Origin of the sequence: Neoalteromonas arenosi (genome assembly GCF_030362855.1) — a bacterium.
GTDB lineage: Bacteria > Pseudomonadota > Gammaproteobacteria > Enterobacterales > Alteromonadaceae > Alteromonas_E > Alteromonas_E arenosi.
Genome location: NZ_JAUCBP010000002.1, coordinates 271083 through 282392 on the forward strand (window position 1 = coordinate 271083; position 11310 = coordinate 282392).

At 44.8% G+C, this 11310-nt stretch carries 8 protein-coding genes; 2 read left to right on the top strand and 6 right to left on the bottom strand.

Annotated elements, in window-relative coordinates:
* Positions 1-85: 85 nt before the first annotated feature.
* The gene (locus tag QTP81_RS03220; protein ID WP_289363687.1) at positions 86-1123 is read left to right on the top strand and encodes an XrtA/PEP-CTERM system-associated ATPase; all 1038 of its coding nucleotides are present in this window, start codon (positions 86-88) and stop codon (positions 1121-1123) included.
* On the opposite strand, the gene QTP81_RS03225 is transcribed toward QTP81_RS03220, so the two are convergent.
* From QTP81_RS03225 to QTP81_RS03240, 4 genes are read right to left on the bottom strand one after another with little or no spacing between them, the layout of a single operon-like run.
* The gene (locus QTP81_RS03225) at positions 1120-2727 is read right to left on the bottom strand and encodes a TIGR03016 family PEP-CTERM system-associated outer membrane protein (RefSeq protein WP_289363688.1); all 1608 of its coding nucleotides are present in this window, start codon (positions 2725-2727) and stop codon (positions 1120-1122) included. The two genes, QTP81_RS03220 and QTP81_RS03225, sit on opposite strands and share 4 nt — an antisense overlap.
* A 15-nt stretch (positions 2728-2742) precedes the next feature.
* Complete coding sequence (locus tag QTP81_RS03230) at positions 2743-3657, bottom strand: XrtA-associated tyrosine autokinase (RefSeq protein WP_289363689.1); 915 nt, start codon at positions 3655-3657, stop codon at positions 2743-2745.
* Positions 3657-5234, bottom strand: a complete 1578-nt coding sequence (locus tag QTP81_RS03235) for an XrtA system polysaccharide chain length determinant (protein WP_289363690.1) — start codon at positions 5232-5234, stop codon at positions 3657-3659. The genes QTP81_RS03230 and QTP81_RS03235 overlap by 1 nt, the downstream gene beginning before the upstream one ends.
* A gap of 15 nt (positions 5235-5249) precedes the next feature.
* Complete coding sequence (locus QTP81_RS03240) at positions 5250-5879, bottom strand: XrtA/PEP-CTERM system exopolysaccharide export protein (protein ID WP_289363692.1); 630 nt, start codon at positions 5877-5879, stop codon at positions 5250-5252.
* Positions 5880-6028: 149 nt separating this feature from the next.
* Between QTP81_RS03240 and QTP81_RS03245 the strand changes: the two genes are divergently transcribed.
* Positions 6029-7441 (top strand): TIGR03013 family XrtA/PEP-CTERM system glycosyltransferase, encoded by a 1413-nt coding sequence (locus tag QTP81_RS03245; protein ID WP_289363694.1) that lies wholly within the window; start codon positions 6029-6031, stop codon positions 7439-7441.
* A 10-nt stretch (positions 7442-7451) separates the two neighbouring features.
* Here the strand turns inward: QTP81_RS03245 and QTP81_RS03250 are convergent, their stop codons facing one another.
* Together QTP81_RS03250 and prsT are read right to left on the bottom strand one after the other, a co-directional pair.
* Positions 7452-8450: a polysaccharide deacetylase family protein gene (locus QTP81_RS03250; protein ID WP_289363696.1), complete on the bottom strand. Its 999-nt coding sequence runs from the start codon at positions 8448-8450 to the stop codon at positions 7452-7454.
* Positions 8451-8471: 21 nt separating this feature from the next.
* Positions 8472-11219, bottom strand: coding sequence for an XrtA/PEP-CTERM system TPR-repeat protein PrsT (gene prsT / locus QTP81_RS03255; RefSeq protein ID WP_289363697.1), 2748 nt, complete (start codon positions 11217-11219; stop codon positions 8472-8474).
* Positions 11220-11310 lie beyond the last annotated feature (91 nt).

The window sequence follows — 11310 nt, forward strand, 5'->3', positions numbered from 1 at the left end:
ACATTACCGTGTAACGTTTGCTAATAGTGCGCTAGGCTTGTAAGCTAGCGCTTCATTTTTATTGAATTCTAGCCTGTGGATCGCGATGTACGAATCTCATTACGGATTAACTTCAAAACCTTTTCAGTTAACGCCTGATCCGACGTTTTTCTTCGCCAGTAAGTGGCATAAGCGCGCGATGTCCTACTTGCAGTATGGATTGTCTCAAGCGGAAGGGTTTATTGTTATCACCGGCGGTATTGGAACGGGTAAGACGACCATAGCAAACAGTTTATTGGCTGATATAGAGGATGACATTGTTGCAGCACAAATCGTCACACCTAAGTTAAATCCCGATGAATTAGTAAAAATGGTCGCTTCCAAGTTTGAAATTGATGTTGCGAATAAGACCAAAACAGATTTGTTAGAGGCGTTGGAAGCATACTTATTCGGTTTGAGTAAGCAGGGTAAACGCGCTCTTCTGCTGGTTGATGAAGCGCAAAACCTACCGCTAGAAACCATTGAAGAATTACGCATGTTGTCGAATTTCCAGCAAGACGGCAAACCCTTGTTACAAAGCTTTTTACTCGGGCAGGAGGAGTTACAACCTATACTACGTGCGCCCAATATGGAGCAGTTTCGACAACGTATAGTGGCTTCATGTCACTTAGCTCCGCTTTCTGTAGAAGAAGTACGCGAATATATTGAGTACCGGATGCACAATGCCGGATGGAATGGCTCCTCATTATTTTCCGATGAGGCCTATCAACGCATTCACGAATTTACTACAGGGGTTCCGCGGAAAATAAATACGCTTATGGATCGAGTATTATTATATGGATTCTTGGAAGAGCTTGAACACCTAGATGAAGCAGCAGTTGAAGCTGTAGTTAGCGAAGTCAAAGAAGAAATGTTTACTCCCGAGCCACAGTTACCGAAATCTGTGAAAGAAGAGGTCGCCAGTCATGGTATGACTGATACAGGCACGGAGATACGGGATGTGGAGTACTACAAGACAATGCTCAATGAGCTAGTTGATGCGCTTGACAGTGCAATTAGTCATAAGGTGAAGCTTACCCAATACATCGATAAGCTTCTCAAGAAGAAGTATAAGACTTATATCCGTATGAAGGATGACGACTAGAAGTCGTAGCGCAATGTAAAACTCACACGTCGATCTCTGATAACGCGTCCTGTGATATTTGAATCGCGATCCAATACTCTCAGCTCAAGTTCCGTTGACAGGTCTTGATTGACTCGGTATCGAACCGCTGAGGATACGCGGATAATAGTATCTTCGAAGTCTTGCCTCTCAACTGCACTTTGCTGGTAATTTTCAGAATAGCTCAGTTGAGTTCGCAAGTCAGTGCGCGGCCCCAGATCCCAATTAATGACCCAGTTAGTCAGATAGTTAATTTGTTCGCGCTGACGCGCTAGGTACTCGGGATTGGTATAGCGAAATTCAACCGTGGTTGATAAACGCCCATTTGAATAACCCAATGACGCTGTAGTCGATTTATTTAAGATTGGCTCTTCGGTGATATCAACAACTTGTTCGCTAAACTCGACAAAGGTTTGCCCAGGTTCCAATTGAGGATTTAAGCTACTTGGCTGGAAACACTCACCTATTTCAATATTATCTGAGTCACAAACAAATAAGCCTTGAGATTCAATATCGCTGACCAGCCGGGAAAAGGTAGTCAAACGTTCGCTATATTGCAATCGTGTCCGCAATGACTTGGTATTGTACGAAAACTGCAGATTACCACTTTCACCAAAAAAACGACGGCCATAGTTCGCACTAATTCGAGAGCGAGCTGAAAATGCCCATGCTAAATCGACACCAATAAAGCTTTCACTTTCAGCATCGTCCTCATCCGAAACGTTAGCCGTAATTGAAATAGAGCGGTTTGGCGATAAGAAATATGCAACCCCGAGACCATAGCTATCATAACTAAACGACGAATTAGACCCTGTAATGCCATCGTATTTGTTAGCTTCTAACCGCGCTCTAGCTGACAAACCAAAATCGCCGATAAGTCGATATACGACATTGGCATCAACCGTGCGGGAGTCAAAGTTAGTCGCTCGACCTCGCGTTTGTTGGGTATCTGAAGTGCTATCGGTAGTTTCAAACGACGAATCAACATTGAATACAAAGTTTTTAAAGCCCGAGCCTTGTGATATGCGCGAATTGAAACTAAAAGTTTCGGCGTCTAGGTTGTTCTGAGAAAAATTCTGTTGCTCTGAATCGAGATCTGTAAAACCAACAGAACCGTTAAACTCAACAAAAGGTAGTCGGTTTAATGTCACTGTTGCTCGTATATTGTTATTACGGTTTTTGGAGAGTAAATCAGGGTCGAGGAACCTATCACTAACCAAATAGCTCGAAGGTTCAATATTGCGGTAGTTTAGCGCACCATTAGCATTAATGGTTAATACGTTATCGATGACATCAAGCTCGCCCACGTAGCTGTATTCTGGAAAACTGTCTTCAAATGAATCGCCGTTCCCAGAACGAATTAAGTATTGATTGCGTCCAATCCATTGGGCGTCGAAATGTCTAGAGTTGTAATTAACCACAAGACTTGGGTCGATTGATATTGACTCCAAATTTATTCTATCTGTCGTTTGACTTTTTGCGTTCTGATTAACGTATCCCACTTCTAGTGCGGGTGAAAATGTAAAATCAGCATTCGCAGTATGTGCGAGAACAGACAGTGCAACCAACGTCAGTGCTTGCTTCACAGAATACTTCCTTGCTTAGTCCTTAGATGCGTAATAATAACCGTAGTAACCTGCTTCATCGTCAACTGACAATTGTGCTTTATTGACGATGAAACCAATCGCCATATCCGGATTAAGCTGGCCTACAGCATTGCGAATATCGACCATCTTAGACCGACCTTCTACGGTAACAACGACTGCTTGTCCCGCGAAGTTAGTCAGGATCGCCGTTTCGTTAATACCGATCAACGGTGGCGTGTCGATGATTACTATCCGATCTGGATAGCGGTTTGCAATCTCATCGATAGTATCCTGCATTTTTCCGCTGGCTAATAATTCGGTCGACAAGTGATGGCTCTTTCCAGCCGGTATTATTCTTAGTTTGTCGATATTCGTGTTGTACATCACCTCAGAGATATCTTCTTTTTCATCCAAGAGATACTCCATCAAGCCATCATCAGTCTTGATTTTTAGTGTTTTAGAGACATTCGGGCGCAATACATCAGCGTCGACTAACAACACAGTTTTATCTTTTTCAGCGGCAATACTTAGCGCTAGATTAATCGCGGTGAAGGTTTTACCCTCACCGGGTTTGGCACTACTAACCATTATGATATTAGGGTTAGTGAGGGTTTCGGCCAATGGACCGAATGCATTCTTCAATAGTTTGCGCTTGATCGCTCGATATTCTTCATTAATTCTGCGCCGGCTGGCATCGATTGAAACGAAACCTCGCTCTTCCAAGTCTTCAACGTCAATGTAAAGCTCTTTTTTATGCGAATTATCGCTTTGCTCAACCGCAGGTGTGGATGTCTCTTTTACCACAGGTGCTGAGGTGGTAGCCGTCTCATCGGCCTGCTCTACGCTATCAACTGGCTCAGTTGACGAGGACTCAGGGGCGACTTTTTGGTTTTTCTTTTGCTTACTGAGTGCGCGCTCTATAGTACTCATTAGATGAACCTCCCGAGCAAGTCAATGTCCATGATCTCTGCGGCCATGAGGACACCATAAAAACATAACAGTACACCGGAAGAGCATAAAAACACCAGCAAGCGAACACGCGCCGTGCGTTTTAATGACCTTACATCAATGTGACTCACTGCACCTAAAACAGGGTAACCCGTTTCATTTGCGAGCTGTGTTCCGCGTATAAGTAATGGTGTTAATTGGCTAATAAAGAAGGCAATACCAGCGCCCGCCAGGAAGCCCACTAAAACCACTAAGGTGTAAAATATCAAGCGGTTCGGCCCCGCGGGTTTATTAGGAGCCATCGGTGGTTCGATAATGCGAAACTGAAAGTCTTCACTGGAAACATCTGCGCGCTGTGATAGTTCAGCGGCTTCTTTACGAGATAATAGTTCTAGATATTTTTGTTTTAAAATACCGTAATCACGATTTAAAGCGGTTTGCTCAGCTTCAATTTGCGGCACTAAATCAATCTTAGCTCTAAGCTCTTCTATCTTATCATCGAAATCCTGTTCTCTTACGCGCAAGGACGCAATTTCACCCTCGATTCGGCTGATTTCGCTGCGAATGGTCATGCCTAACTGACTCAGCTCTCCGGTACCAGAGCCAGAGGTTTGCTGTGATGCCAAGTACTGTTGGATTTCCTCTTCCCGCACTTGCAAGAGGTTGTCAAGAATCTTAGTTGTCTCAATCACATCAGGATGTTGATCAGTGAAGCGCAAACGCAAATCGTCTAATTTGGATTCTAGCGCTCTAATGCGATCGTCGTAACGGGTCGTAATCGCAAGATCGCTGCCGCTCTGAACGTCACCATTTTGTGCAGCGGCTTGGCGCGCTTCAAGTTGTTCTAGGAATGTAGCACGCTGCTGCTCTAACTCACGGATTTGCAACTGTGTTTGGTCTTTCTGGTTTCTAAGACCTTGCAAGTTCTGATAAAAGGAGCCTGCGACAGGTAGCAATTCTGCATACTTACGCTGAAAGTCTGCCAGTTGTTGTTCGGCTTGTGTCAGGCGGTTTTCATAATCGACGATCTGTTCATCTAAGAATCGCGTTGCGGTATTAGAGTCGGCACGCGATTCACCTAATGCACCTTCAACAAACAAGTCTAGCGTTTCCTGCACAACTGTTCGTGCAACTACGGCATTTTCATGTGTATAGGAGATGGTGTACAGATTTTCTCGCCCGGTAGAAATCAGTTTGATATTGTTCGTTAGACGGTCAATTAAGGCACTATACTCAGCATCCGTTGTTGCCGTGATATCCAAATCAGCTCCGCGGGCAATTTTCTCAACGTTGTCACGACTGAGCAGGGTTTGCACCATCATTGCAATTTCTTGCTGAGGGTTGGTTTCAAATGCCAAGCCACGCAATACGGGTTGCAATAATGATCGCGTATCGACGAATACTCGTGCTTGTGACTGATATACATCAGGCATCGCAGCCACATAGAGCAAACCAATTGGAATAATCAGCCAACTGGTGATCATTACATAGCGTTTCTTAATCCAAATTCCGCGCACATAATCGAACAATTCGTCGAAAGTGCCTTTTAAATCCTGCATGCTATACCCTAACTACTAGTACCAAGCTTCAGGGATAATCACGATATCGCCTGGTAAAATATCGGTGTTTTTGGAAATATCACCTTTGCGAATTAGGTCATCAATGTCAATTTCGTACACCTCTTGTTGACCATTGACGACTCTGACTAATTTTGCACCATTGCCATCTGCGAACTCGGTTAACCCGCCTACTTGAATCATCAGGTCTAGCAATGTCATGTGTTGGGTGTAGTTTACCGAGCGAGGATTTGTCGCTTCGCCGATGACTCGAACTTGCTCGCTAAAAGGACCCGAGAAATTATTTACACTAACTGTAACTCTTGGCGAGTTGATGTAGGTAGATAGTGCTTCTTCCAACTCTCGCGCTAACATAGTGGGGGTTTTACCGGCTACTACAATATCTTCGACTAATGACGTAGTTACTTTTCCATCGGGTCGAACGATGAAACTGCCGGATATTTCTGGGTTACGCCAAACGAAGATAGTGAGGTTGTCACCGGGACCGATTAGATACTGATAATTGTTCACATCAGTAGTTAGTGAAGCCCTTGGCGTTGCCTGAGGCAGGGTGGAACTACTGCATCCAGCGAACAATAAAACCATGGTGCAAATAATTAAGTATCTAAAATGAGTGATCTTCTTCATAATTTCTTCCAGAAATGTTTATCACATAGCTTAATGAGAGCACGAGTATTAACAACGAAATCTCAATTTTATTTGACTGTTTCGTAGTCTATATCAATTAGTTTGTTTATCATATGGCAATTGTGTTGATTTTTATCTGGAATTTTTAAATGCCGGCACCCAAGAATAGGCAAAATAAACGTTCTAACGCCTTGGTGATCACTGAAGCACTGCTGATCGCGTATACAACGTACATTGCCAGTTTTTTTCTTACTTATTTAGATATCATGGCTGCGCCCAAAGTCGAGACCTTGATCGTCAACGTTATGTTAATAACCGGCAGTGCATTGATATGCTCGCTATCAGTTGGGTTATATGAAGCTAAACTGCGCGAGACATTCCGCGGCATTATTAGGCGTATTTTTGTCAGCTTTGCGTTGACTTATTTTATTGTCGAAGTTACGACCGGGGCGTTCTTTAGTACGTTGAATATGCACCCGTACTACTTGCCCAGTGCTATATCAATTAGCATTGTTACACTTGTCTTCTTCCGTTATTTCACCAATCGCTTGGGCTTATTGGGTCTTGGTCGGACGCGTATCATTGTGCTTGGAGCGGGTGAGCGTGCGTCTATTATTGAAAAGCGCATGCGTCGTGATGTTGATCGCTTAGGATTTGAATTAGTCGGTTTTGTGCCAATTCCTGGTGACAACCGTGAGGCGGGGATTGTCAACGAAAAGATTATTCACGTTAAAGTCGACGAACGCTTTCGTACTTTTATGATTGAAAACGATATTGAAGAGATCGTCATTGCATGTGATCAGCGCCGTGGCACGTTACCTGTTGAGGTTTTATTCGACTGCCGATTACGCGGTATCGAGGTGACGGACCTTCTGGATTTTATGGAGCGTGAGACAGGGCAAATTGTTGTTAATTTGATGTACCCGAGCTGGGTAATCTATTCCAACGGTTTTCATTCGCAAAACTATTTACGCGACGCACTCGATTATTCTCTCAATGCATTGATGGCGTTCTGTGTACTATTTTTCGTCTGGCCATTCATGCTTATCACTGCGTTAATTATCTATTTTGACGATGGTCGTCGCACAGGCACTTCTGTGTTGTATCGGCAAGAGCGGGTTGGTTTAAACGGCAAGTTATTTTCAATAATGAAGTTCCGCAGTATGCGGCCTGATGCCGAGAAAGACGGCGCTAAATGGGCGACCAAAAATGATTCCCGAGTCACTCGAATTGGCGCTTTTATTCGCAAATATCGGATCGATGAATTGCCGCAGCTATTTAATGTCTTTAAAGGCGAGATGTCGTTTATTGGTCCTCGTCCTGAGCGCCCCGAATTTGTTGAGCAGTTAGTCAAAGAAGTGCCCTATTACAATCAGCGTCACAACGTAAAGCCTGGCTTAGCCGGATGGGCGCAGTTGAATTACCCCTATGGAGCGAGTGTTGAGGACTCACTGGAAAAGCTTAAGTTTGATTTGTATTACGTTAAGCATCAAAGTCTTCTACTTGATATGCTCATTCTAGTCCGCACCGTGGAAGTGGTGCTATTTGGTAAAGGGCGCTAACAGCCCTTTATTAATCGATCTTATTTGATGGGCGCAACTTTTCCAGCCATGAAACGTATCGACAAGCATTTTGCATATCAGTCGGAAAACTAAAGCGTGGAATAGTAAACGGATTCTCGTTCAGTGTCTTTACTGTCGTATAACCTGAAATTGCAGTGACACCGCCATGGTAGCCTAAATTCTGCGCAATCGTCTGACAACGCTGGTCAAAGTCTTCCGCCATACCCACCGGATAACAGATTGTTTTTGAGGGGCTCGCAAAATACTTTTCTATCAAGCCCTTTGCGACGGTCATTTCACTTTCTATTTGACTCTCACCCAAGGTGGATAAAGGTTGATGGGAGTGTGTGTGCGAACCAATATTGAGTCCGCTTTTCTCCAATGCTTGTAACGCTTGCCACGAAGTGGGTTTATAGCCTTTATTGACCTGCTCTTGGCAATCTGCATCAGAGCTAAGACGGGTAACACATCGTTGTACGAAGTCTTCGCGCTGTTGTGGCTGAAGCTTCTTAGCGTACTCAGAAATTTGTCTACGAAATAGTCGCTTGTCGGTATACGGCTTTTGATTCCCACCGGGCACACCTAAATCACTCAGTGCAAACGTTTCAAGTGTCGACGCTTTAACTGCCGCGGCAATGCGGGCATCCCAAGGCAAAATACCTGTATCTACTAAGCTGGTAATAATAAATAACGTGGGCTGGACATGGTATTCCAGAAGAATAGGTACAAGCTCTGTGACTTGGTCGGCATAACCGTCATCAATTGTGAAACAGACGAAAACTTGATCTGTAGGTAAGGTAGAGCGTCTTTTGATCAGATCGTCAATGCTGATAAAAGCCACACCCGCTTTTATTAAGCTTTCCAGAAAAGTCCGTAACAAATCCGGGGCAGTGCCTGTCAATCCGTGCTCACCAACAGCTCGGTGTAAAGTGAAAATGGTCACATGCTGCCCCAGCACTTTATTGACCAGTCGATTGAGAAACTGATTGAGCAGTATTGATGAGTACAAACCGCAGTCCTCGACTTTACCTTAAAGCGACGATTTTAACTGATTAATCTGCTCGCGAAGTTCCTCATCAGTGACATTTCCTACACCATTGAGTAGACGCAATGCCTCTTCGTTGTCACCCAACATTCCCAGCGCTTTCGCATAGTGGAAGGTAATTGATGGTGTTGGTGTGAGCAAATAGGCTTCCGCAAATAAATCCGCAGCGGCGCGATAGTCACCAACTGCGAGCTCAATCTGGCCAGCGGTGTCGAGTAGCGACGGAACATCTCTTTTAATCGCTAAAGCGCTTTGCGCGATGTTGCGTGCTTTAGTGAGTTGATTGTCTTCGTATAGCAACCATGCCAAGTTGTTAGCAGCAATAATATTCGTCGGCTGTACGCGCAAAATTACTTCGTATTGCTCGATTGCAAGTTGTGGTTGTGAGAAAAACACCATATTTGCGAGCATGTTTCGGGTGTACACGTCCCGCGGGAATTCACTTACACGGCGCTCCATAAAAGCTTGTAGTTCTTCACTTTTATTTAGCCCTCGCATCGCGAGAATAATCGCCCGTGCATGAAACTGTAACGGAGACTCAGCGTATACCGCTTCGATTTTTGGGAGGCCTTGCTCGAAGTTGCGATTCAGTATGTCGATGTGCCCTTGCATGCCCTGACCAACTAATGATGTTTGAAAGTCCTCTGGCATACGGTTGAGTAATTGTGCGGCGCGTGAAGCGTTCCCAGCACTAATAACTTCACGAATTTGCAATGCGCGCAAATTGATTGAATTAGGTTGTAAAGACAAACCACGCTGGATTGCATCTGCCGCCTCTTCTGAGCGCTCAAAATTCTGTAAGAACGCGATTTGTGTCAACACAGCCGTTTCATTTAACGGTTGTGCAGTGACCCAGTCATTCAGTAACGCTTCTGCGTCTTCGATCTTCCTTTGCTGTAAATAGGTTTCAACGAGTACCAAATACTGCTCATTCGAAATGGGTGTTGGTGCGTTGCGTAAATCAAGTAGTTGAGGAATTTCTTCATACTCTCGGTTGGCAAGCAACGCGCGCGCTAAACTGACTTTTAGCATTGTGTTATCGGGGGCTGATTGCAGCGCGCGACGCAACATAGCGATACCTTGCTCTACTTGGTCATTAGCCGCGTAGATGGAGTACAGTAGTCTCACACCTTGCTGGTATTCAGGTTGAGCTTCGACCAAAGGAGTTAGATAATCAATCGCAGTTTGTGTTTGCTGTTCCGCTAATGCTTGTTTAGCCAAGTAAATACGAGACGCTGGATTCGTTGGTTCAATTTCAAGCGCGGCTAAATAGGCCTGTTTGGCTTGCTCCACATTGTTCTTAAAGCGCTGTGCGAGACCAATAGTGTTATACCCCAGTACAACATCGTTGGGGGACTCGAGCAGTGCTTGGCCTAGTTTAAGCAGCGCATCAAAATCGCCTTGACGTACATATGCGTCAATTAGCCCCAGTTTTGCCCCCTGCAAAGCTGGGTCACTGGCTAACGCAGTTTTTAAATCTTCAATACCCGCCATGTCATCCAGTTGGATTTTCAATAAACCGATACGAGCAACATCAGCGGGATCACTAACGTCGACATTTTTAAGCTCAGTTAGGATTTCATTGGCAGAGTCTTCGTTACCCGCGCGTGCTAGGCTAGTACCTAGCATCGCAGCTACGCTTACATCATCTACATCTAAGGTAGCTTGGTTACCAGTGAAAGTTTCAAGGGCTTCGGAGTCAAACCCCAATCGCAGTTGAGTAAGAATGAGAACGCGATTAGCTGGGTGGCTTGCAGGCAAGCGAGGGGCTACACCTTGCAATGCACGATAAGATTGCTCGTAAAGGCCGAGTTGATAGGCACTTAAACCTTGAATAACAATGGCCGCGTCAGACGCGAAGCCCGATTGAATGGCTTTTTCAACGTACAGCTTAGCCTCTTCGTACTTGCGTTCGTTAAACGCAATCATGCCGCGCAATTGGTTAATATACGGTTGTTTGGGGAACTCTCGCAGCAAACCATTGACCACAGGTTTGGCTGTTGCGAACTCACCATTTTGCACCAACGCACTGGCGTAAAACAGTTTTGCTTCACGCGATTCTGGCTGTAATTCAGTGTAACGTTCCAGGGCAACAATGGCACTTTCAAACTGTTGGGTCCGCAAGCCTAATTGGCCTTTGAGTAGCAGTGCTTCAGTAAAATCAGGCAATTCCGCAATAATATCATCGAGCATAGCGGTGGCTAGCTCAACATCGCCACCCTGACTTGTGAGATAAACATTGGCAAGTCTGCCGTAAGACGTGTCATACACGGCTGAGCGTTCAAAGGTCGTCATTGCAGCTTCATAATCTTCGATACCAGCTTGAGCTATACCGACGTAGGTCAGATAGCGAGAGGCTGTTGGTGCTGCGAGCTCCTGAGTTGCTAAGTCAAGTTCTATAACTTCTTCGAAGTTGCCTAGCCTGATGTTAGCGCGAGCCTCATTTAATAGCATCTCGGGGCTGTTAATGCCCAAACGTCTGGCGCGTTCATACTCTTTTTGTGCTGATGCATAGTTTCCTAGCTGCAACATCACATCACCTAACATTTGACGCATTTCGCTATTATCTGGATAGTCAACGAGCAGGTTTTGTAATTGAATGCGAGCTTGATTGTACTCACCTGCCGTAATATCCGTTCGGACTTGTTGCATTGCTTGGTTGGCGTCGATGGCGGGTTCACACGCTTGTAAAAACGCGACGCTTAAAGAAACAACAATGAAACGCTTGAACATATAACCTTTCCTTTCTTTTGCCATTCACCGTAAAATACGGCAATTAGGTTGGCGGAAGCTTCCCTTAACGACTGTTCTGTTTAAGACAAAA

Coding starts and splice junctions, on each gene's coding strand:
- QTP81_RS03240 (WP_289363692.1), bottom strand. CDS start 5,879: ATGAAGAAGATCACTCATTTTAGATACTTAATTATTTGCACCATGGTT.
- prsT (WP_289363697.1), bottom strand. CDS start 11,219: ATGTTCAAGCGTTTCATTGTTGTTTCTTTAAGCGTCGCGTTTTTACAA.
- QTP81_RS03230 (WP_289363689.1), bottom strand. CDS start 3,657: ATGAGTACTATAGAGCGCGCACTCAGTAAGCAAAAGAAAAACCAAAAA.
- QTP81_RS03245 (WP_289363694.1), top strand. CDS start 6,029: ATGCCGGCACCCAAGAATAGGCAAAATAAACGTTCTAACGCCTTGGTG.
- QTP81_RS03235 (WP_289363690.1), bottom strand. CDS start 5,234: ATGCAGGATTTAAAAGGCACTTTCGACGAATTGTTCGATTATGTGCGC.
- QTP81_RS03220 (WP_289363687.1), top strand. CDS start 86: ATGTACGAATCTCATTACGGATTAACTTCAAAACCTTTTCAGTTAACG.